24 protein-coding genes are annotated in these 21364 nt (G+C 67.5%); 10 read left to right on the top strand and 14 right to left on the bottom strand.

Going from position 1 to position 21364, the window contains the following annotated elements; genetic code table 11:
• Positions 1-15: 15 nt before the first annotated feature.
• Positions 16-1398, top strand: a complete 1383-nt coding sequence (gene cysG, locus PVW49_RS02715) for a siroheme synthase CysG (protein WP_274589834.1) — start codon at positions 16-18, stop codon at positions 1396-1398.
• 109 nt (positions 1399-1507) lie between these two features.
• Here the strand turns inward: cysG and choV are convergent, their stop codons facing one another.
• Positions 1508-2542, bottom strand: a complete 1035-nt coding sequence (choV, locus tag PVW49_RS02710) for a choline ABC transporter ATP-binding protein (RefSeq protein ID WP_274589833.1) — start codon at positions 2540-2542, stop codon at positions 1508-1510.
• Positions 2539-3372, bottom strand: coding sequence for a choline ABC transporter permease subunit (gene choW, locus PVW49_RS02705; protein WP_048530318.1), 834 nt, complete (start codon positions 3370-3372; stop codon positions 2539-2541). The genes choV and choW overlap by 4 nt, the downstream gene beginning before the upstream one ends.
• Positions 3373-3443: 71 nt before the next feature.
• On the opposite strand from choW, the gene PVW49_RS02700 reads away from it, so the two are divergent.
• On the top strand, positions 3444-4067 hold the full coding sequence (locus PVW49_RS02700) for a glutathione S-transferase family protein (RefSeq protein WP_274589832.1): 624 nt from the start codon (positions 3444-3446) through the stop codon (positions 4065-4067).
• Between the two features lie 59 nt (positions 4068-4126).
• Here the strand turns inward: PVW49_RS02700 and PVW49_RS02695 are convergent, their stop codons facing one another.
• Entirely contained in the window at positions 4127-5047 is a 921-nt protein-coding gene (locus PVW49_RS02695; RefSeq protein WP_048530315.1) for a choline ABC transporter substrate-binding protein, read from the bottom strand.
• An 80-nt stretch (positions 5048-5127) separates the two neighbouring features.
• Here PVW49_RS02695 and betI point away from each other — a divergent pair, with 80 nt between their 5' ends.
• Genes betI through betA form a run of 3 tightly spaced genes read left to right on the top strand, consistent with a single transcriptional unit; the run spans position 5128 to position 8826 of the window.
• A complete protein-coding gene (betI, locus tag PVW49_RS02690; RefSeq protein WP_048530313.1) occupies positions 5128-5709 on the top strand; it encodes a transcriptional regulator BetI in 582 nt (193 codons plus the stop codon).
• A complete protein-coding gene (betB, locus tag PVW49_RS02685; RefSeq protein ID WP_274589831.1) occupies positions 5706-7166 on the top strand; it encodes a betaine-aldehyde dehydrogenase in 1461 nt (486 codons plus the stop codon). The genes betI and betB overlap by 4 nt, the downstream gene beginning before the upstream one ends.
• A gap of 1 nt (position 7167) precedes the next feature.
• Positions 7168-8826 carry a choline dehydrogenase gene (betA, locus tag PVW49_RS02680; protein WP_274564672.1) on the top strand — a complete coding sequence of 553 codons (1659 nt, stop codon included), beginning with the start codon at positions 7168-7170 and terminating at the stop codon, positions 8824-8826.
• Positions 8827-8946: 120 nt separating this feature from the next.
• On the opposite strand, the gene PVW49_RS02675 is transcribed toward betA, so the two are convergent.
• Both PVW49_RS02675 and PVW49_RS02670 read right to left on the bottom strand, forming a co-directional pair.
• The gene (locus PVW49_RS02675; protein ID WP_274564670.1) at positions 8947-9639 is read right to left on the bottom strand and encodes an HAD family hydrolase; all 693 of its coding nucleotides are present in this window, start codon (positions 9637-9639) and stop codon (positions 8947-8949) included.
• Positions 9636-9920, bottom strand: a complete 285-nt coding sequence (locus PVW49_RS02670; protein WP_274589830.1) for a DUF3572 domain-containing protein — start codon at positions 9918-9920, stop codon at positions 9636-9638. Before PVW49_RS02670 ends, PVW49_RS02675 begins: the two co-directional genes overlap by 4 nt.
• Positions 9921-10016: 96 nt before the next feature.
• Here PVW49_RS02670 and PVW49_RS02665 point away from each other — a divergent pair, with 96 nt between their 5' ends.
• Positions 10017-11438: a diguanylate cyclase gene (locus PVW49_RS02665; protein ID WP_274589829.1), complete on the top strand. Its 1422-nt coding sequence runs from the start codon at positions 10017-10019 to the stop codon at positions 11436-11438.
• Between the two features lie 6 nt (positions 11439-11444).
• On the opposite strand, the gene PVW49_RS02660 is transcribed toward PVW49_RS02665, so the two are convergent.
• From PVW49_RS02660 to PVW49_RS02645, 4 genes are all read right to left on the bottom strand, one after another.
• Positions 11445-11936 (bottom strand): periplasmic heavy metal sensor, encoded by a 492-nt coding sequence (locus PVW49_RS02660; RefSeq protein WP_074834622.1) that lies wholly within the window; start codon positions 11934-11936, stop codon positions 11445-11447.
• A gap of 2 nt (positions 11937-11938) precedes the next feature.
• Positions 11939-12328, bottom strand: coding sequence for a hypothetical protein (locus PVW49_RS02655; RefSeq protein ID WP_074834621.1), 390 nt, complete (start codon positions 12326-12328; stop codon positions 11939-11941).
• Positions 12315-12908, bottom strand: a complete 594-nt coding sequence (locus tag PVW49_RS02650; protein WP_274589828.1) for an RNA polymerase sigma factor — start codon at positions 12906-12908, stop codon at positions 12315-12317. The genes PVW49_RS02655 and PVW49_RS02650 overlap by 14 nt, the downstream gene beginning before the upstream one ends.
• 161 nt (positions 12909-13069) lie before the next feature.
• Entirely contained in the window at positions 13070-13684 is a 615-nt protein-coding gene (locus PVW49_RS02645) for an EF-hand domain-containing protein (RefSeq protein WP_274589827.1), read from the bottom strand.
• Positions 13685-13903: 219 nt separating this feature from the next.
• Between PVW49_RS02645 and PVW49_RS02640 the strand changes: the two genes are divergently transcribed.
• Positions 13904-14365 (top strand): DUF983 domain-containing protein, encoded by a 462-nt coding sequence (locus PVW49_RS02640; RefSeq protein ID WP_082154571.1) that lies wholly within the window; start codon positions 13904-13906, stop codon positions 14363-14365.
• Positions 14366-14376: 11 nt separating this feature from the next.
• Positions 14377-15075 (top strand): NUDIX hydrolase, encoded by a 699-nt coding sequence (locus PVW49_RS02635; protein ID WP_048530298.1) that lies wholly within the window; start codon positions 14377-14379, stop codon positions 15073-15075.
• A gap of 2 nt (positions 15076-15077) precedes the next feature.
• Here the strand turns inward: PVW49_RS02635 and PVW49_RS02630 are convergent, their stop codons facing one another.
• Complete coding sequence (locus PVW49_RS02630; RefSeq protein WP_048530296.1) at positions 15078-15281, bottom strand: DUF2061 domain-containing protein; 204 nt, start codon at positions 15279-15281, stop codon at positions 15078-15080.
• 105 nt (positions 15282-15386) lie between these two features.
• On the opposite strand from PVW49_RS02630, the gene PVW49_RS02625 reads away from it, so the two are divergent.
• The gene (locus PVW49_RS02625) at positions 15387-16244 is read left to right on the top strand and encodes a helix-turn-helix domain-containing protein (protein WP_074834616.1); all 858 of its coding nucleotides are present in this window, start codon (positions 15387-15389) and stop codon (positions 16242-16244) included.
• A gap of 4 nt (positions 16245-16248) precedes the next feature.
• On the opposite strand, the gene PVW49_RS02620 is transcribed toward PVW49_RS02625, so the two are convergent.
• Positions 16249-17151: a DMT family transporter gene (locus PVW49_RS02620; protein WP_048530293.1), complete on the bottom strand. Its 903-nt coding sequence runs from the start codon at positions 17149-17151 to the stop codon at positions 16249-16251.
• Between the two features lie 46 nt (positions 17152-17197).
• Positions 17198-17794, bottom strand: a complete 597-nt coding sequence (locus PVW49_RS02615) for a LysE/ArgO family amino acid transporter (protein ID WP_074834613.1) — start codon at positions 17792-17794, stop codon at positions 17198-17200.
• A 166-nt stretch (positions 17795-17960) separates the two neighbouring features.
• Between PVW49_RS02615 and PVW49_RS02610 the strand changes: the two genes are divergently transcribed.
• On the top strand, positions 17961-18974 hold the full coding sequence (locus tag PVW49_RS02610; RefSeq protein WP_274589826.1) for a Fe(3+) ABC transporter substrate-binding protein: 1014 nt from the start codon (positions 17961-17963) through the stop codon (positions 18972-18974).
• 141 nt (positions 18975-19115) lie between these two features.
• Here PVW49_RS02610 and PVW49_RS02605 read toward each other — a convergent pair whose 3' ends face one another.
• Together PVW49_RS02605 and tsaA are read right to left on the bottom strand one after the other, a co-directional pair.
• Positions 19116-20777, bottom strand: a complete 1662-nt coding sequence (locus PVW49_RS02605) for an ABC transporter permease (RefSeq protein WP_274589825.1) — start codon at positions 20775-20777, stop codon at positions 19116-19118.
• 51 nt (positions 20778-20828) lie between these two features.
• A complete protein-coding gene (gene tsaA, locus PVW49_RS02600) occupies positions 20829-21311 on the bottom strand; it encodes a tRNA (N6-threonylcarbamoyladenosine(37)-N6)-methyltransferase TrmO (RefSeq protein ID WP_274589824.1) in 483 nt (160 codons plus the stop codon).
• Positions 21312-21364: the final 53 nt, after the last annotated feature.

Genomic DNA, 21364 nt, shown 5'->3' with positions numbered 1-21364 from the left:
TGAGAGGAGACCGAGATGAAAAGCTTTCCCATGTTCATCCGCACCACCGGCCGCCGGGTTGTGATCTGCGGCGGCGGCGAACAGGCGGCGCAGAAGGCGCGGCTGATGCTCAAGACCGACGCGACGCTGGTGCTGGCGGCACCGGAACTGGACGCCGAGTTGGCGGCGCTGGTGGCCGAGGGCCGTGCGGTGCATCACGCCGGGGCGATCACCCCGGCGCTGTTTGAAGGCGCGGCCATGGGTTTTGTCGCCACCGGCTGCCCGGGGCTCGATGCGGCGCTGCACGGGCTGGCCAAGGCCGGCGGCTGCCCGGTCAATGTGGTCGACCGGCCCGATCTCTGCGACCTGACGACGCCCTCGCTGGTCGATCGCGACCCGGTGGTGGTGGCGATCGGCACCGAAGGCACCGCCCCGGTGCTGGCGCGACAGATCAAGACCCAGGTGGAACAGATGCTGGCCCCCAACCTCGGCGGGCTGGCCGCTCTGGCGGGGCGGATGCGCGGCGCGGTGGCGCAACGCGTCGCGCCCGCGCGGCGCCGCGCCTTCTGGGCCTGGGCGTTTTCCGACACGCCGCGCGCGGCCTGGACCCGGGGCGCCGAACGCGCGGCGGCACAGGCGCTGAAGGCGGCGATTGCCGAGGGACGCGCGCCGGGCGATGCGCCCGAGGGGAGCATTGCGCTGGTCGGCGCCGGCCCTGGCGCCCGCGACCTGCTGACCCTGCGCGCGGTGCAGCGGTTGCAGGAGGCGGATGTGATTTTCTATGACCGTCTGGTCGATGCCGAAGTGTTGGAACTGGCGCGGCGCGATGCCGAGCGGGTCTTTGTCGGCAAGGTGGTCGGCGCCCATGCCTGGCCGCAGGAGCGAATCAACGCGGTGATCGTTGCGGCGGCGCAGCGCGGCCAGCGGGTGGTGCGCCTGAAATCGGGCGATCCCGGCATCTTCGGCCGCGCCACCGAGGAGCTGGAGGCTGCGGAGGCGGCCGGCATCGCGGTGGAGATCGTGCCCGGCATCACCGCCGCCTGCGCCGCAGCGGCAAGCGCCGGCCGGTCGCTGACCACGCGCGGGGTGTCGGATACGCTGGTGCTGACCACCGGCACCTGCCGCGACGAAGATCCCCTGCCCGACTGCGCCCGCCACGCCCGGCCGGGCACCACGCTGGCGCTTTACATGGCGGTGCGGCAGGCGACGCGGATCGTCGACGGGCTGCGCGCCCGCGGTCTGCCCGGCGCGGCGGAGGTGACGGTGGCGGTCGAGGTCTCGAAACCCGGCGAGCGCCGGTTCACCTGCACGCTGGACCGGCTGGCCGAGAGCCTGGCCGCCCAAGCAGTGACCGGCGTGGCGGTGTTGCTGATCACATGGCCCAAGGTCGCCGCGCCAGAGGTGGCGCTCTCGGCGTGACTTGGCGGGGCCGCGACCGAAGGAGGCTGGTGCGCCCCGGACGTGATCCGGGGCCCCGAGGTCAAAGGCAAAAGGTCCCGGCGCGGAGGCCGGGACGGCGGCGCGTCAATCACCCCGGCATGGTCTGCGCCAGGCGGTGCAGCAGGGTGTCGCGGGTCACCACGCCCAGCGCCTGGCCGTCGCGGGTCACGGTGATTTCGTCCACCTGATCCGAGAACATCTGCACCAGATCGTTGATCGGCGTCTCCGGCGCGACCTCCGGTCCCCCGCCCGCGCCGGGCTGCATCATGTCGCGGGCGCAGAGCACGCCGAGCGGGTTCATATGCGCCACGAAATCGGCCACGTAATCGGTGGCCGGGTTGGAGAAGATCTCGCGCGGGGTGCCGCATTGCACGATCCGCCCGCCCTCCATGATGGCGATGCGGTCGCCGATCTTGAAGGCCTCGTCGAGATCGTGGCTGACAAAGATGATGGTGCGGCCGAGGCGCTGTTGCAGGTCGAGCAGCTCATCCTGTAACCGGGTGCGGATCAACGGATCGAGCGCCGAGAACGGCTCGTCCATCAGAAGCACCGGCGCCTTGGTGGCAAAGGCCCGCGCCAGGCCCACCCGCTGCTGCATGCCACCCGAGAGCTCGCCGACCTTGCGGTCGGACCAGTCGGCGAGGCCAACCAGCGCCAGCTCTTCCTCGGCCTGGGCATTGCGCGCCTTGCGGTCCATGCCGCCAAGCTCCAGCCCCAGCACCACGTTGTCGCGCACCGTGCGCCAAGGCAGCAGGCCGAACTGCTGGAACACCATGGCGACATGGCGCAGGCGCAGGTCGCGCAGGCTCTTTGCATCGGCGTGCGTGACATTCACCATTTCGTCGCCGCAGCGCAGACGGACTTGGCCGCGCACCACCGGGTTGAGCCCGTTGACCGCGCGCAAGAGGGTCGACTTGCCCGAGCCCGAGAGCCCCATGAGCACGAGGATCTCGCCCTCCCGGACGTCGATGCGGCAGTTGTGCACGCCCAGAACCTGGCTGGTTTCCTGCTGGATCTCGGCGCGGTCGCGGCCCTTGTCCATCAACGGCAGCGCCTCTTCGGGATGATTGCCGAAGACGATGGAGACATTGTCGAATTCGACGGCGTTCTTGCGTGTGATCATTTGCGGTCCACCCTCAGCATCCGGTCCAGCATGATGGCAACGACGACGATGACAAAGCCGCTCTCGAAGCCCAGCGAGGTATTCACCTGGTTGAGTGCGCGCACCACCGGCACGCCAAGCCCGTCAGCGCCCACCAGCGCGGCGATCACCACCATCGACAGCGACAGCATGATGGTCTGGTTCAGACCGGCCATGATCTGCGGAAAGGCATAGGGCAGTTCCACCTTCAGCAGCTTCTGCCAGCCGGTGGCGCCGAATGCATCCGCCGCCTCGAGCAGCGCATCAGGGGTCGAGGTCACACCCAGATGGGTGAGCCGGATCGGCGCCGGCACGACAAAGATCACCGTGGCGATCAGGCCGGGCACCATGCCGATGCCGAAGAACACGATCGCAGGGATCAGATAGACGAAGGTCGGCAAGGTCTGCATCAGGTCGAGCACCGGCCGCATCCAGGCATAGAGCCTGGGCCGGTGCGCCACGGCGATGCCGATCGGCACCCCCACCCCCATGCAGACCACGCAGGCCGACAACACCAGCGTCAGGCTCTCGGTGGTTTCCTCCCAGTAGCCCTGATTGAGGATGAAGAGAAAGCCCAGCACCACGAAGAGCGTGACCTTCCAGCTGCGTTGCAACCCGTAGGTCAGCGCCGCGAAGGCGGCGATGACCAGCAGCGGATGCGGGCTTTGCAGCACCCAGAGGATGGCCTCGATCATCGCGTCCATGGCATCCGACAGGGCGTCGAAGAACCAGGCGCCGTAGTCCTGCATCAGATCAAAGATCCAGGCGGCGGATTTGCCCACGGGGATCTTGTTGTCGGTCAGCCACTCCATGCGCGGGCCTCCCGGTTGCCGATTGTAGTGTCTGCTGTCACTCTTTCCTCCAAACCCGAGGGAGATTGTTCATGGCGCTTGTGTTCTACACCAACCCGATGTCGCGCGGCCGGATTGCCCGCTGGATGCTCGAAGAGGTCGGCGCGACCTACGAGACCAAGGTGCTGGCTTACGGCCCCGAGATGAAATCGCCGGAGTATCTGGCGCTCAATCCCATGGGCAAGGTGCCGGCCATCGTGCATGACGGCCAGGTGGTGACCGAGGCGGCGGCGATCTGCACCTATCTCGCCTTTGCCTTTCCCGAGGCCGGGCTGGCGCCCGAGCCCGACGAGCGCGCCGATTTCTTTCGCTGGCTTTTTCTGGCCGCCGGTCCCGGCGAGCAGGCGGTCACCAATACGTCGTTCGGCTTCGCCCTGCCCGACGATCCGCAGGCGCGCGGACGATCGGGCTATGGCAGTCTCGATACCGTGGCCGATGCGCTTGCGGCGATGCTGGCCGACGGGCGGCCCTTTGTCTGCGGCGCGCGGTTCACGGCGGCCGATGTCTACGTGGGGGCGCAGATCCAGTGGGGGATGCAGTTCGGCACCCTGCCCGAACGCCCCGGCTTTGCCGATTACGCCAAGCGGCTGGCCAGCCGCCCGGCGGCGATGCGCGCCAATGATCTGGACAACGCGCTGATGCCCGAAGAGGGCTGACGCGCCGCGCAAGCGCCCCTGCCCGCAGGCAGGGGCGAACATGTCCGCAGCGGCCGAACTCACTCCAGCGCGGCCTTTACCGCGGCCATCGCATCGCCGCCGTCCTTGGTGGTGACGCCGTCGAGCCAGCCGTCGAGCACCCCCATGTTTGCCGAGAGCCAGGCCCTGGCCGCATCCGACGGGCTTTCGCCGTCGTCGAGGATCGCCGCCATGATCTCGTTTTCCATCGCCAGCGTGAACTCGAGGTTTTGCAGCAGCTTGCCGACGTTGGGGCATTGCTCGACATAGCCGGCGGAGGTGTTGGTAAAGACCGTGGCACCGCCGAGGTTGGGACCAAAGTAATCGTCGCCGCCGGTGAGATAGGACATCTCGTAATTGGCGTTCATCGGATGCGGTTCCCAGCCGAGGAAGACCACCGGTTCGTCCCGCCGGTCGGCCCGGGCGACCTGGGCCAGCATGCCCTGCTCAGAGCTTTCGACCACTTCGAAACCTTCGAGGCCAAAGGCATTTTCCTCGATCATCGACAAAATCAGCCGGTTGCCGTCATTGCCCGGCTCGATGCCATAGATTTCGCCGTCGAGCGCCTCTTTGTGGGCCGCGATATCGGCGAAATCGGCGATCCCCAGATCGGACGCGGCCTTGTTCACCGCCAATGTGTATTTCGCGCCTTCCAGGTTGGCGCGCACGGTATCGACGGTGCCGGCTTCGCGGTAGGGCGCGATGTCACCTTCCATCGTCGGCATCCAGTTGCCGAGGAAAATATCGATATCGCCGTTGGCCAGCGAGGTATAGGTGACCGGCACCGACAGCACCTTGATATCGGTCTCATAGCCCAGCGCGTCCAGCACCGTGGTGGTGGCGGCGGTGGTGGCGGTGATGTCGGTCCAGCCGACATCTGCAAAGTTCACTTCGTCACATTCGGCAAAGGCAGGCGTGGCTAAGCCGATCGCCAGCGCGGAGGCCGTGATCCTGAGTTTCATGTGATTCATCTCCCTGATTTTTGTTGACTGACCAGTCAATCAATAACATATAAATCCCAGACTTCAATCCGGAGGATCTCATGCCCAAGGTCGGAATGGAGCCGATCCGTCGTGAAGCGCTGATACAGGCGACTATTGCCGAGATCGGCGCCAAAGGCACGCTCGACATCACGGTCTCTGCCATCGCGCGCCGCGCCGGCGTGTCGCCGGCGCTGGCGCATCATTATTTCGGCGGCAAGGAACAACTGTTCCTGTCGACCATGCGGCATATCCTCAGCGTTTATGGCGCCGACGTGCGCGAGGCGCTGCGCGGGGCTCAGGGCCGGCAGGCGCGGCTCGAGGCCATCGTTCTGGCCGGATTCGCACCCGGGCATTTCCGCCGCGAGGTGGTCTCGGCCTGGATGAACTTCTATGCGCTGGCGCTGTCCTCGGGCGAGGCCGCGCGGCTCCTGTCGGTCTATCAACGCCGCCTGCGCGCCAACCTGCGCCACGCCCTGCGCCCGCTGGTCGCCGACCCCGCCGCCGCCGCCGAACGAATCGCGGCGATGATCGACGGGCTCTACCTGCGCGAGGGCCTCGCCCCGCGCGAGACCGAACACCGTCATGCCGCCGATCTGGCGATGACACATATCCAGTTGGAACTGAAAGGAAGCGCGCAATGACCCTGCCCGCCCCCCAGCCCAAGGCCAGCCATTTCGTCGGCGGCTATTACATCGAAGACACCTCGGGCGACGAGATCGCAGTGATCTATCCCTTCACCGGCGAACAGATCGCCAGCGTCCATGCCGCCACCGATGGCATCGTCGAACAGGCGATCGCCGCCGCCCTGCATGCCCAGCAGGACTGGGCCGCGCGTTCGGGCACCGAACGCGGCCGGGTGCTGCGCCGCGCCGCCGACATCATGCGCGCCCGCAACCACGAGCTGAGCCAGCTCGAAACCCTGGACACCGGCAAACCCTATCAGGAAACCTCGCTGGTCGATGCCACCTCGGGTGCCGATGCGCTGGAATATTTCGGCGGCCTCGCCGCCAGCCTCACCGGCGAGCATATCCCGCTGGGCGAGGACTGGGCCTATACGATGCGCGAGCCGCTGGGCGTCTGCGCCGGGATCGGGGCCTGGAACTACCCCACCCAGATCGCCTGCTGGAAGGCCGCGCCGGCGCTGGCCTGTGGCAATGCCATGGTGTTCAAACCCTCCGAAACCACCACGCTCTGCGCTCTGAAGGTGGCCGAGATACTGGTCGAGGCCGGCGCGCCTCCGGGCCTGTTCAACGTCATCCAGGGGCGCGGCGACGTGGGCGCGAAACTGATCGCCGATCCGCGCATCGCCAAGGTCTCGCTCACCGGCTCGGTGCCCACCGGCCGCAAAGTCTATGCCGCCGCCGCCGAGGGCATCAAGAATGTCACCATGGAGCTGGGCGGCAAGTCGCCGCTGCTGATCTTCGACGACGCCGATCTCGAGGATGCGGTCTCGGGCGCGATCCTGGCCAACTTCTATTCCTCGGGCCAGGTCTGTTCCAACGGCACCCGGGTTTTCGTGCAGGCCGGCATCTACGACGCCTTCGTTACCCGCATGGCCGAACGGCTCCACGGCGTAAAGACCGGCGACCCGCTGGATCCGGAGGTCAATTTCGGCCCGCTGGTGAGCGCCGAACAGCGCGACAAGGTGCTGGGATACATCGAGGCCGGCAAAGCCGAAGGCGCGCGTCTCGTCACTGGCGGCGCCGCCCTGGAGGGCCCCGGTTTCTGGGTGGCCCCGACGCTGTTTGCCGATGTCACCGACGAGATGACCATTGCCCGCGAGGAGATTTTCGGCCCGGTGCTCTCGGTGCTGAAATTCGACGACGAGGCCGAGGCCGTGGCCCGTGGCAATGCGACGGAATTCGGCCTCTCGGCCGGGGTCTTCACCACCAACATCACCCGCGCCCATCGGGTGATCCGCCAGTTGCAGGCCGGCAGCTGCTTCATCAATTCCTACAACGACGCCCCGGTCGAAGTGCCTTTTGGCGGCTCGAAACTCTCGGGGGTCGGACGTGAGAACGCCAAGGCGGCGATCGAGCATTATTCCCAGCTCAAATCCGTCTATGTCCGCATGTCCCAGATCGAGGCACCTTTCTGATATGCAGGCCGATTACGTCATCGTAGGCGCCGGGTCCGCCGGCTGCGCACTGGCCCACCGCCTGACCGAAGCCGGGCGCAGCGTCGTGGTGATCGAGCATGGCGGCTCGGACAAGGGGCCGTTCATCCAGATGCCCGGCGCGCTGTCCTACCCGATGAACATGAAGCGCTACGACTGGGGGTACCAGTCGGAGCCCGAGCCCTATCTCGGCGGCCGCAGGCTGGCCTGTCCGCGCGGCAAGGTGATCGGCGGCTCGTCGTCGATCAACGGCATGGTCTATGTGCGCGGCCATGCCGAGGACTTCGATCACTGGAGCGACACCGGCGCCAGCGGCTGGGCGGCGGCGGATGTGCTGCCCTATTTCAAGCGGATGGAGAACTGGCACGCCAGCGGCCATGGCGGCGATCCGTCCTGGCGCGGCACCGACGGCCCCCTGCACGTCAGCCGCGGCAGCCGCGAGAACCCGCTGGTCAAGGCCTTTGTCGAAGCCGGCAGACAGGCGGGCTACGAGACCACCGAGGATTACAACGGCGCCAAGCAGGAAGGCTTTGGCCCGATGGATTCGACGATTCATGGGGGCGAACGCTGGTCGGCGGCGCGGGCCTATCTCAAACCGGCCCGCGCCACGGGCCGCTGCACCCTGGTGCGCGGGCTGGCGACGCGGGTGGTGATCAAGGAGGGCCGCGCCACCGGCGTTGAGCTTTTGCGTCATGGCGGGCGCGACACCGTGCATGCCGGCCGCGAGGTGATCCTCGCCGCCTCGTCGATCAATTCGCCAAAGCTGCTGATGCTCTCGGGCGTGGGCCCCGGCGCGCATCTCTCGGCACATGGCATCGAGGTGCTGGCCAACCGCCCCGGCGTGGGGATGAATCTTCAGGACCATCTCGAGCTCTATGTGCAGATGGCTGCCTCGCAGCCGGTGTCTCTGTTCAAGTACTGGAACCTCTTCGGCAAGGCCTGGGTCGGGCTTCAATGGCTGGCGGCGCGGCGCGGGCCGGGCGCCTCGAACCAGTTCGAAAGCGCCGCCTTCATCCGCTCGCGCGCGGGCGTGCGCTACCCGGACATCCAGTATCACTTCCTGCCGATCGCCGTGCGCTACGACGGCAAGGCGGCGGCCGAGGGCCATGGTTTCCAGGCCCATGTCGGCCCGATGCGCTCGCCCTCGCGTGGCTCGGTCAGCCTGCGTTCGCGCGATCCGCGGGACGCCCCGAAAATCCAGTTCAACTACATGTCGCATGCCAAGGATTGGGAAGACTTCCGCACCTGCATCCACCTCACCCGCGAGATCTTTGCCCAGGAGGCCTTCCAACCCTTTGCCGGCGCCGAGATTCAGCCTGGCGCGGATGTACAGAGCGATGCCGAGCTTGACGGGTTCATTCGCGAGCACGTGGAAAGCGCCTATCACCCCTGCGGCACCTGCCGGATGGGCGCCCGCGACGATCCCGGCGCGGTGGTCGACCCGGAGGCCCGGGTGATCGGCGTCGAGGGGCTGCGGGTGGCCGACAGCTCGATCTTTCCGCGGATCACCAATGGCAACCTCAATGCACCCTCGATCATGGTGGGGGAGAAAGCCGCCGATCACATCCTCGGCCGCAGCCCGCTGCCGCCGGAGAACGCCGAGCCCTGGATTCACCCCGACTGGCAAACCAGCCAGCGCTGACCGTCAGCCCGCTCCCGTCCCGGCCCCTGCGCCGGGACCTCTCCGCCCAAGGCGCGCACCTCGGGAAACGGCCCGCGCGCCAGGAGGCCCCGGCCCCCGCGCCGGGGCGCGCGGGTCATCTCAGCGTCCGTCGAGCCAGTCGGGCAGATGACCGATGTCGGCCAGCACGGCATCCGCATGCGGCGCCAGCGCGTCGGCCCGGGCCGGGCCGGTCAGCACGCCGACCGTGACCATGCCCGCCGCGCGGCCGGCAATCAGGTCATGGGTGCTGTCGCCCACCATCACCACGTCTTCCGGCGGGATCTCGACCGCACTGGCAAAGGCCAGGAGCGGCGCCGGATCGGGCTTCATGCCATAGCCGCTGTCGAACCCGGCGATGAAATCGAACAGCCCGGTGACCTCGACCGCCGCCAGATGCGCCCGCGCCGAGGTTTCGGTGTCATTGGTCACCACGCCAAGCCGCAGGCCGCGGGCGGTCAAGGCGCCGAGCAGAGGCGCCAGTGGCACCGCGGGGGCCAGCGGCGCATTGCGGGCGGCCGCGTCGAGAAAGCGCTCGACCTGCTCCACCGAACGGCCGGGCAATACGCGGGCAAAACATTCCGCCGCCTCGCGCGCGGTGCCGGCGATGACCGGACTGTCGGGCTCGAAGGTCAGCCGCTCCAGATCGTAGCGCGCCGAGGCCGCCATCGCCTGCGCCAGCGCCGCATCGCCGTCCGACAGCGTGGCGATCACCCCGGCCGCCCAGCCATCCCAGGTGGCGCCGAAATCGAACAGCGTGCCGTCCTTGTCAAAGGCGATGGCCCTGATCGTCATGTCCAATGCACCTGCGCGCCGCCGGGCAGCGCCGCGCGCGCCAGCATCATCCGCTCATATGCCAGCCCGTGGGCATCGCAGAACCGGATCACCCAGGCGTCATCCATCATGATGAAATCCAGCACCGAGCCGAGGAAATCCGGCTCGGCCGCCCGCTGCCGCAGATCGGCCTCTGCCATCCCCGTCGAGCCGAGAAAGACCCTGACAAGATCCTCCTGCGCCACCAGCCAGGCCAGGGCCTGCAAGCCCAGGGTTTCGGCAGATTCCCGCGTATACGCCATATGTGCGCTCCCGAATGTTACCGCGTGGAAAGAATTTCTTAACTCTTCGGGCCGAAAACTTAACACAAGATTGAGGAAAGACCCGAGGGTTCACTGTTGGCACGGCAAATCCTACTTGTCGATGCGGTGGCGACCAACCGCATCGTTCTGAAAGTCAAACTGGCGGCGGCCTTCTACGAGGTCGAACAGGCGGTGAGCGCCGCCGAAGCGCTGGAGCAGGTACGCCGCAAGACCCCCTCGGTGATCCTCATCGGCGGGCTGGGCGATGCCTCGCCGGTCGATCTCTGCCGCCGGCTGCGCGGCCTTGCCGCCACGGCGCATTGTCCGATCGTGCTGATGGCATCGGAAAACAACGCCGATGCCCGCATTGCCGCGCTTGAGGCCGGGGCCAGCAGCATCCTCGATCAGCCGTGCTGCGACGCGCTCTTGCTGGCCCGGCTGCGGGCGCTGCTGCGTGGCCACGAAACCGAGATGGAGCTGCGGATGCGCGACGGCACCCACCGCGCGCTGGGCCTGTCGGAACCGGCGGCGCGCTTCGATCTTCCGGCCCGCATCGGGATCATCGCCGAAGAGCGGCGCGGCCTGGCCGGCCGGCTGCGCGAGCTGCGCGGGCTGCTGCCGCATCGGCTCGACCTGATGTCGCCGCGCGAGGTGTTTCATCCGCTGAACCGGCCGCCGGGTGGCCCCGCCGGGGCGACGCCGGATGTGCTGGTGATCGCGCTCGATGCCGGCAAGGCGGATGCGGAAATGCAGATCCTGCCCGACCTGCGCGCCCGCGCCGCCACCCGCTATGCCGGGGTGCTGGTGCTGGCACCGGAGAACGCCGGGCCGCTGGCGGCCGCAGTGCTCGATCTGGGGGCCGACGATGTCGCCCCGGCCGATACCTCGCCCGCCGAGATCGCCCTGCGGGTAGAGCGGCTGGTGGCGCGCAAACGCATGGCCGACCGGCTGCGCAGCACGGTGCGCGAAGGGCTCCGCGCGGCGGTGACCGATCCGCTGACCGGGCTGTTCAATCGCCGCTACGCCCTGCCCCATATCACCCGCATCTCGGAGCGGGCGACCCGTCTGGGCCGGCCCTTCGCGGTGATGGTTGCCGATCTCGATCACTTCAAGAAGGTCAACGACAACTTTGGCCATGCCGCCGGCGATGCCGTGTTGTCGGAGCTGGCGCGGCGGCTGCGCGACAATCTGCGCGCCGTCGACCTGGTGGCGCGGATCGGCGGCGAGGAGTTTCTCGTCGTGCTGCCCGATGCCGCCGATCACCGGGCCAACCGCACCGCGCACCGGCTCTGCGCCGCGGTGTCGGACGCGCCCTTCGCCATTCCCGGGCAGGAGGCGCCGATCCGCATCACGATTTCGATCGGCGTGATGATCGCGCGGCCGCAGGCCACGCCGGGCGCCGCCGCCGGTGCCGCCCCGCTGCGGCCCGAGGCGCTGTTGCGGGATGCCGATGCCGCGCTCTACAAGGCCAAGGCGCACGGCCGCAACCAGGTCGAACTGCGCCGCCCGGCGGCCTGAGCGGGGTTACTTGTGGCGCCGGTCGCCGCGCTCCAGCGCCTCGGCCACACGGTCGGCAAAGGCGGCGCGGCCCTCGGGGCTCATCGCGGCCACATAGGACACCAGGATCTCCTGGCCGCGCTGCTGACGCGCGGCGGCACGGGCGTTCTGGCGATCGAGCACCTCGGCGAAGGCGCCCGCATCGAACGGCTCGGCGCGCAGCACGGCCAGCGCTTCGCGGTATTCGGCCCGGGCCCGCTCTCGCACCGCCTCGCGCGGGCCTTCCTTGCGCATCTCGCGAAACCATTCGCGGCCGATCGCCTTGCGGTCGTCGCGGGTCAGGGCCTGGGTGTAAGGCGCCACGGCGTCACGCGGGTTGCGCGGCGGCGCCTTGCCCGGCCCGCCGGTGAGCAGAAAGCCCGCCACCAGCCCGACAATCGCCAGGTTCATCGCCAGGGACAGAAACAGCACGACCCGCAGGCCCGGCAAAATGCGGCGTGGTTTGGTATTGTCCGCCATGGTCAGCCTTCCCCAAGGTCGAAGTCGAAGCCGGAGACCGGATCATAAAGCGCCGCCTCCTCGGTGGTGTAATAGGCCGCCGTCTCGCTGAGGCTCTCAGGCGGGCTGATGCCGATCAACAGCCCGCTGACCGACGCCGCCGCCAGCCCGGCAAAGGCCGGCCAGCCGCCCAGCGCCGCGCCAAGCTGCGCGAAAAGACCCGGGCGCGGCGGCGCTTTGCGTTCCGGCAATTTAGCTGTGTCGAAACCGGCCTGCACCGTTTCGGCATCGGTCATCACCCGCGCCAGCAGCTCCGGCGAGACCTCCGGGCCAGAAGGACGGCGCGCCTGCCGTTCTTCCTCGAACAGCGCCTCGAGGAAAGCCTCCTCGCCCAGTTTGTCAGACCTCGTCATCGGTGTACCCCAGTTCTGCCTTGCGGCCCTCAAGCGCGCGGGCCAGGGCCCGCTTGCCACGTGCGGTAAGGCTTTCGACAGCCTCAACGCTGATCCCAAGTATGGCGGCGATCTCGGGGTTGCCCAACCCCTCGAAATGCCTCAGTTCAACCGCCCGGCGCTGCCGTTCCGGCAGTTTGGCCAGCGCCCCGGCCAGGGCGGCGCGGCGCGCCTCGGTCTGCATCTGTGCCGGGGCGTCGCCGGTGTCGTCCACCGGTTCGCCGGCGTCCTCGAGCGGCGCAACCCGGCGGCGTTTGCGCAGCCGGTCGGTGGCCAGGTTGGCCACCACCCGCCAAAGCCAGGTGCTGACCTGCGCCTCGCCCTGCCGCCAGTTGGGCGCGATCTTCCACAGGCGCATCAGCGCATCCTGTGTCACGTCCTCGGCCTCGGCGCGGTCGCCCAGCATGCGAAAGGCCTGGGCATAGGCCCGGGGCGTCAGGCGCAGCGTCAGGGCGCGCGCCGCCGGCCCGTCGCCATTGGCGTAGAGCACCAGCAATGCCTCGTCACTGATCCCGTCCGTTGCGTCGAGCGCCATGTCCATATACCGCGGCCTAAATCCTTTTGTCGCGCTTGGGAACCGGGCAATCCCGCCAGCCCCCTTGCGGTCATCCCTTGTCTGTTCGACGCCTCCCCCCGCCATGGCAGGGGGAGACGCGGACCGGACGGGAGCAAAGGGATGAAAGCTCGCGCCCGAAGCCGGGCTCAGTTCTCGGTCGGGGCCGGAGCATTGCCGGGGCGGCGGGCCGCAAGACGTTCCTTGGCGCTGTCGAATTCGGCCTCCGAGACGCTGCCGTTGCCATCGGTGTCGATCAGCGCGAACAGCCGGTCAAAACCTGCGCCGCCGCGGGCGCCGTCACGGTCGGCCCGGCGATGTTCGCCACCGTCCTTGCCACCGCGCGCCTTGTCGCCGCGGGCATGCGCTTTGCCCATCTTACCGCCCTTGCGCATCTTGTCGTGGCCGGCCTCCATTTCGGCGGCGCTGACGGTGCCGTTGCCATCGGTGTCGAGACGGTCGATCATTCGCGCAAAGCGGGCGTCGCGGCGCGCGTCGTCCGCGGCCTCGAGCTCTTCGGCGCTCAACTCGCCGTCGCCGTTGGCGTCCATCCGGGCAAAGCGGGCCTTGCCGATGTCGCGCATTTCCTCGGGGGTCAGGCTGCCGTTGCCATTCTGATCGAAATGCTCGAACTCGAGAGCGGCTGCGCCCCCCATGCCGCCAAAGCCGGCGCCGCCCTTGGCCAGCGCGCTGCCTGCCGGAACGCTCAGGGCGATGGCCGCGATGAGGGCCGCGCCGATCAGCGGAGTGCGTGTCTTGCTCATTGTAGTCGTCCTTTCGGTTTCCTGCTTGCGATGCGGCGGTCTTTTCCGTCGCGATCTGAGCCTCAAACGGGCCGGCCCGGCGCTTCCGTCGGCCCTGCGCAGGTTTTTTGATCACGTCGCCGTGAGCGCTCACGCGACATCCCGCCGCAAGGACGGATTGTCCGATGTTTTTTTCATTGGAAGGCTCATAGTCTCGGTTTGGTTAGCGAGGTGGTGACCATGAAGAATTATCAATTGTCCGATCGCGATGCGGTCGAGACGGTCGATCTGCGGCCCGGCAGCAGGCCCGACACGGCAGAACGCGAGCTCTGGCCGACGCTCTGGAAGGGCTGGCGGCGCAAGTGCCCGAACTGCGGCAACGGTCCGATGCTCTCCGGCTATCTCAAGGTGCGGGATGCCTGCCCGGTCTGCCGGCAGGAGCTGCATCACCACCGCGCCGACGACGGCCCGGCCTATCTCACCATCCTGATCGTGGGCCATCTTCTGGCGCCGTTGCTGTTGGTTGTCTTTACCACCTGGCGGCCCGAGCCGCTGGTGCTCTTCACCATATTTGGCGTTGGCACGATTGCGCTCTCGCTATATCTTCTGCCGAGGCTCAAGGGCATGATCGTGGCATTTCAATGGGCGCGCAGGATGCACGGATTTGGCAAACCGGCCGAACCAGAGGCGCCGCGCCCCTGACAGGGGGTAGGATGAGCAGCATCGACAAGACCGGGATACGCGACGCGGCGACGGTGATCGTGCTGCGCGACCGGGCGACACGGCCGCGTATCCTGATGGGTCAGCGCGGCGCTGCCGCGGCCTTCATGCCCAACAAGTTCGTCTTTCCCGGCGGCGCGGTGGATGCGGCGGATGCCGATGTGCCGCTCGCCCGTCCGATTGCCCTGCCCTGCGCCCATCGCCTGCGCGAGGATTGCGTCGACGACAACAGCCACGCGGTTGCCGCCGCCGCGATTCGCGAACTCTGGGAAGAAACCGGCCTGTTGCTTGGCCAGAAAGGCCGCTGGCCCGGCGCGGTTCCGGCCGATTGGCAGGGCTTTGCCGACATGGGCCTTCTGCCCGATGCCGCGCCGCTGCAATTCGTTTTTCGCGCCGTCACCCCGCCGGGCCGGCCCCGGCGCTTCGATGCGCGGTTTTTCCTGATCGATGCCGCCGACCTGGCCTCGGACCCGGATGATTTCTCGGCCGCCTGCGACGAGTTGAGCCATCTGCACTGGGTCGCGCTCGACGAGGTGCGGGCGCTCGACCTGCCGTTCATCACCGAAGTGGTGCTGGCCGAGGTGGCCGCGCGGGTCGATGACCCCGCGCCGCCCGCCTCGGTGCCATTCTTTCGCAATGACGACGAGGAAAGCCTGTTTCTGCGCCTGCACGGCCGCGCCCTGCCGGACTGACCTCAGGCCTGCCGACCCCAGCGCACCCCGGCCCAGAAGCGTTCATAGAGCACGTAGTTGACGAAGCCGATTGCAGAATTCACCAGCGCCATGGTGCCGCCCACGGCCACGGAGCCGGTGAAAAGCAGCCCCACGAGGCTCATCACCACCAGCCCCATGAAAATCCACACCACACCTTTGACGATCGTGCGTTCGCGCGTTTCCAAGTCTGCCTCCATTTGTTGATATGGCTTCGGCATACGCCTGTCAGGCCTGTGGGGACATTCGGAATATAGTTAGCAAAATTCCGCATCTGTGATATTATTCACCACATGATGGCAAAAACCGACAAGCGCGTCAGAGCTGAAACCTTCCGAAGCAGGGTCAGCGAAGCGATGGCCCAGGCCGGCACCAACCAGAGCGCCCTGGCGCGCGACATCGGCGTTGATCGATCGACCGTGTCACAGCTTGTCTCCGGCAGCGGCGCACGCCTGCCCAACGGCCAGGTGGTGGCGGAATGTGCCCGGGCGCTGGGCGTCTCGGCCGATTGGCTGCTGGGCCTGTCGGACCGACCCGAGAGCGCCGCGCGCATTGTCGCCAATGCCTTTCGCATCACCGAGGCACCGCGCGCGCTGGTCGATCAGCAGATCTTCGACTGGCATCTCGAGGCCGACGGCTACAAGATCCGCTATGTTCCCCCTGCCCTGCCCGACATGCTGAAGACCCGCGAGGTGCTGGATTGGGAATATACGCCGCATCTGGGCCGCACCGCCGAACAGGCGATCAACGCCTCGGAAGAGCGGCTGGAATGGATGCGCGATTCCGCCTCGGATTACGAGATCTCCCTGCCGATGTTCGAACTCGCCAGCTTTGCCGGCGGCACAGGATATTACGCCGGGCTGCCCCGCGATCTGCGGCAGGCCCAGCTCGCGCGGTTGCAGCGGCTGGCCGCGCAGCTCTATCCGCGGATGCGAATCTGCCTGTTCGACGCCCGCCGGCTCTATTCCGCGCCGCTGACGATCTTTGGCCCCTTGCAGGCGGTGATCTATCTCGGCAGCAATTACCTGGCCTTCCGCGACACCGAGCGGGTGCGCGCCATCACCCGGCATTTCGATCACCTGGTGCGCGAGGCCGCGGTCCCGGCCCGCGCTCTGGGCGATCACATCGAAACGCTGTTGCAGGAGATGTGAGGGCTCAGACCTTGGGCGCGTTGACCCCGGGCGTCACTTCGCGGCGCTTGAGCTGCGCCTCGCGCAGGGTGATGAAGATGACCGAGCCCAGGATCAGCCCGCCGCCCAGCACCACCGCCGGATCGACCGGTTCGCCAAAGACCAGTGCTCCGAGGCTGACCGCCCAGACCAGTTGCAGAAAGGTGATCGGCTGGGTCACCGTCAGGGGCGCGGCGCGAAACGCCAGGGTCATGGCAAAATGCCCCCCCGTGGCGAAACAGGCGACGGCAAACAGGACCGCCAGCGTCCACAGGTCGGGCGCGACCCAGACGACCAAGGCAAAAGGCGCCAGCCCGATGGTCACGGTGACCGAGAGCATGGCAACAACCAGCGTCGGCGACACCTCGTCGGCCACGATCTTGGCCACCAGGTAGGAACAGGCAAACAGCACCGCGGTGCCCAGCATCGCCAGATGGCCGGGGTTCACTTCGCGAAAGCCCGGCCGCAGGATGATCACCGCCCCCAGCAGCGCGATACAGACCGCCAGGATCCGCCGAAAAGCCAGCTTTTCACCCAGAAACAGCGCCGCCCCGATGGTGACATAGACCGGCGAAAGATAGTTCATCGCCGTTACCTCGGCGATGGGAATACGCGTCATGGCAAAGAACCACAGGATCACCCCGAGGGTGTGCACCGCGCCGCGCAGGCCAAAGAGCCGCCACTGACGCGGGCTCATCCGTGTGGCAAGCAGCGTCCTGGCCGCCGGCAACAGGAAGACCAGCCCCAGCACATACCGCAGAAACGCCGCCTGCGCCGAAGGCACCGCATTGTCGAGGTATTTGACGAGCGCCGTCACCGCCACGAAGCACAGCCCCGTGACCAGCATCCAGAACACGCCACGCACAGGGGAAGGCTGGGGTTTTGTCATGCGCGCATCAAGACCCGCCCGGGCGGGATGTGCAAGGCCCGCAGCGTTATCCCAGAATGAGTTTTGCCGCGATCGCCCACATAGTCAGCCCGACCACCACGTCGAGGATCTGCCAGGCCCGGGCCGAGGTAAAGAGCGGCCGAAGCAGCCGGGCGCCGAAACCCAGCGAGAAGAAAAAGGCAAACGAGGCACTCATCGCCCCCAGCGCGAAGGCCAGTCTTTCGTCATATTGCGCCGAGATCGAGCCCAGAAGCACCACGGTGTCGAGGTAGACATGCGGGTTGAGCCAGGTCAGCGCCAGGCAGGTCAGCACCGCCGCCCGCAGGCTCTGGGTGCTTTCGCCGGTGTCAGCCAGCGCCGCGCCGCCCGCGGCCGCGGCGCGGAAATTGCGCAGCCCGTACCAGATCAGAAAGGCCGCCCCGCCCAGGCGCATCACCGTCTCGAACAGCGGCACCGCCTCGGCCAGAGCGCCAAACCCCGCCACGCCGGCGGCGATCAGCAATGCATCGCTCAGCGCGCAGGTCAGCACCACCGGCAGAACATGCAGCCCCTTGAGCCCTTGCCGCAGCACAAAGGCGTTCTGCGCCCCGATCGCCAGAATGAGGGAAAACCCGAGTGCAAATCCCGCGACTGCCGCCTGCATGTCCGCTCCGTTCCTGTTCGCTGCGTTCTCTGGCGCGGCCGGACCGGAAAGTCCAGCGCAGCGCCCGCGGCAAATATTCCGATCTATTTTGTCGGAATTGGATTGCAGCGCGCCTGCGGATCAATTACCGAGAGATTTAGTAAGATATCAACCCATGGAGATACACATGCGGCACACCGCTGTCACCTCGATCCTTGCCCTGTCCCTGAGCGCCGGTGCGGCGCTGGCAGAGGGTGAGGTCAACCTCTATTCCTCGCGTCACTACGACACCGACGAGCGGCTCTATTCCGATTTCGAAGCGCAGACCGGCATCACCATCAACCGCATCGAAGGCAATGCCGACGAACTGATCGCGCGGATGGAATCCGAAGGCGCCAACTCGCCGGCCGACGTGCTGCTCACCGTCGACACCTCGCGGCTGACCCGCGCCAAGGAAGCTGGCGTGCTGCAAGCGATCGACAGCGAGTTGCTCGAGGCGCGGGTGCCGGCCTATCTCCAGGATGACGACAACCAGTGGTTCGGCTTCTCGCAGCGTTCGCGCATCATCTTCTACGACAAGAACGATGTGGAAAACCCGCCCGCGACTTATGCCGATCTGGCCAAGCCGGAGTATGAAGGCCTGGTCTGCATCCGCTCTTCGACCAACGCCTACATGCAGACCCTGCTGGCCGCCATCGTCGAGCATGAGGGCGAAGAGGCCGCGCGCGACTGGGCCCAGGCGGTCAAGGAAAACTTTGCCCGCGATCCGCAGGGCGGCGACACCGACCAGCTGCGCGGCATCGTCTCGGGTGAATGCGATATCGCCGTGTCGAACACCTATTACTTTGCCCGCGCCATCCGCACCGATGTCAGCGGTCTGAGCGACAGCCTGGACAGCATCGGCTGGGTCTTTCCCGATCAGAACGGCAACGGCGCGCATATGAACCTCTCGGGCGGCGGCGTGGCGGTGAACGCCCCGAACCGCGAGAACGCGATCAAGTTCCTCGAATATCTGACCTCGGATCAGGCGCAGCAGTATTTCTCGGCCGGCAACGATGAATACCCGGCTGTGCCCGGTGTGGCGATCAGCCCCTCGGTGGCCGAGCTCGGCTTTTTCAAGCCCGACAGCGTCGATCTTAGCGCCGTGGCCGGCAACATCCCGACCGCACAGAAAATCTTCAACCAGGTCGGCTGGGAGTAATCTCCGCGCCAGATTGAAGGCCAGGGCCCCGCCTGTTCCGCAGGCGGGGCTTTTCTCTGTCCAGCGGATCAAGCGCCGTGCCTCGCCGACCTGCGGAGCCAAGCAATGCGCGGCGGCAGGCTCCCGCGCCAGTCTGCGCCGCTATTCCCGGCCCACCCGGCGGCAGAGCAGGATAACCGGCAGCACGCCCACCGCCACAATCACCAGGCTGGGCACCGCCGCTCCTTCGAGCCGTTCATCGGCCGCCAGCCGATGCGCCTGCACCGCCAGCGTGTCATAATTGAACGGCCGCAGGATCAGCGTCGCCGGCAATTCCTTCATCACGTCGACAAAGACGATCAGCAGCGCGGTCAGCAGGGACGGCGTCAGGATCGGCAGATGGATGCGCCGAAGGGTGCCGTAGCTCGACTGGCCGAGCACCCGGCTGGCGGCGTCGAGATTGGGGTTGATCGCGCTCTGCCCGCCCTCATAGGCGCCGATGGCGGCGGCCATAAACCGGATCATATAGGCAAAGACCAGGACCCAGATCGACCCGGTGAACAGCAGCCCGGTCGAGACCCCGAACCAATCGCGCATCACCGCGTCCAGCGCGTTGTCGAAGGCGGCGAAAGGCACCATCAGCCCGACGGCGATCACCCCGCCCGGCACCGCATAGCCCAGCCGCCCGGCATAGATCGCCCAGCGCGCGCCCGGGCGGCGTGCGGCGCGGTGAAAAAAGCCCAGAACCACCGCCGCGGCCAGAGTGCAGAGCGCCGCCGTGCCGGCGAGCACCAGCGAGTTCTGGATGAACCCCAGATAGCGCCGGCTCATAAGATCCTGCCCCGAGCCCTGCCCCATGATCACCAGCGCGACGATCGGGATCACCGCCCCGAACAGCACCGGCACCGCGCACAGCGCCCAGGCCGCGAATTCGGAGCTGCCATGCAGCCGCAGCCGGGTCAGCCGCTCGACCCGCTGGCCGGTATGATACTTGGCCTCGCCGCGCGACCGGCGCTCGAGCACCGCCAGGGTCAGCGCAAAGGCCAGCAGCCCGAGCGACAGCTGCGCCGCCGCGGCACGGTCGGCCATGGAAAACCAGCTGGTGTAGATGCCGGTGGCAAAGGTCGGGACGCCGAAATAGGACACCGTGCCGAAATCGGCGATGGTCTCCATCGTCGCCAGCAACACGCCGGCCGCAATCGCCGGGCGCGCCATCGGCAGGGTCACCTTGAGAAAGGCCTGAAGCGGCGTGTTGCCCAGCGCGCGGGCGGCGTGAAAAGTGCTCGCGCTCTGGCCCAGAAAGGCGGCGCGCGCCAGCAGGTAGACATAAGGATAGAGCACCAGAACCAGCATGGCCGCGGCCCCGCCGAGACTGCGAATCTCGGGGAACCAATAATCGCGCGGCCCCCAGCCCATGACCTCGCGCAGGGTGCTCTGCACGATGCCGGGATGGTCGAGCAGATGGGTATAGGCATAGGCCAGCACATAGGCCGGAAAGGCCAGCGGCACCACCAGCAGGATCTCGAACAGCCGGCGGCCGCGAAATTCGGTCATGGTGACGAAACAGGCCGCGCCGGTGCCGATGCTGAGCGTGCCCAGCGCCACGCAGGCGACAAGCACCAGGGTGTTGCCGGCGTAACGCGGCAGCACGGTCTGCGCCAGGTGGGTCAGCGTTTCGACCCCGCCGGTGACCCCGGCCAGCGTCACCGCGAGGATCGGCATGAGGCAGAGCCCGGCCACCGCATAGGCCGCCGCGCGCAAAAGGCGCAGCGGTTCCGCATGACGGCGGCGGCGGGGCGGGCTCAGGGTGCTGTCGGTCGGCATCCGAGCTTTTTTGTCAGGTGTCTCGGGCGGACGCAAGCCCCGCTCCCCTGCTCAGGGCCTGCGGTCGGCCGGCTTGTCGGGCGCGGCGATGGTATAGGCACAGCGGTCGGGCTTGAGATCGATCAGCGGCGTGCCGTCGAGACAGTCGAGACCGCGCACGATGACCTCTGGCCCCTCGATCCGCAGAACCGCCACCTTGGACAGGCCGATCGGATTGGGCCGTACCGGCGAGCGCAGCGAAAAGACACCGCGCACCGCGCCATCCGAGCGCGGGCTTTGCAGCACCAGGTCGCGGCGGCTCTCGTGCAGCCAGTAGAGCACATCGGCAAATTCGTAGCGCTCGAGCCCGGCCAGACCGGCGGCCCAGGGCGCGTCGAGCACCAGCCGGCAGTCCGGGCCGTCGAGCCGCCCCTGCCGCGGGCAGAGGTCGCGGCGGGTGAACGGCGTGCGGATCCGGCCGATGAAATGCAGCGCCGCATCGCGCGGCGCATCCGTCGCAACCGCCACCTCGTTGTCGCGCAACTTCTGTGTCATCTCCGCCCCCCGGCCTGCGTCTCCGTCACATCAGCCTAGCGCGCGCCGTGGCC

It is taken from the genome of Marinovum sp. PR37, from assembly GCF_028807375.1.
Taxonomy (GTDB): domain Bacteria; phylum Pseudomonadota; class Alphaproteobacteria; order Rhodobacterales; family Rhodobacteraceae; genus Marinovum; species Marinovum algicola.
The sequence above is the reverse complement of the archived record's forward strand: the minus strand, read 5'-3'. Positions and strand labels throughout refer to the sequence as shown.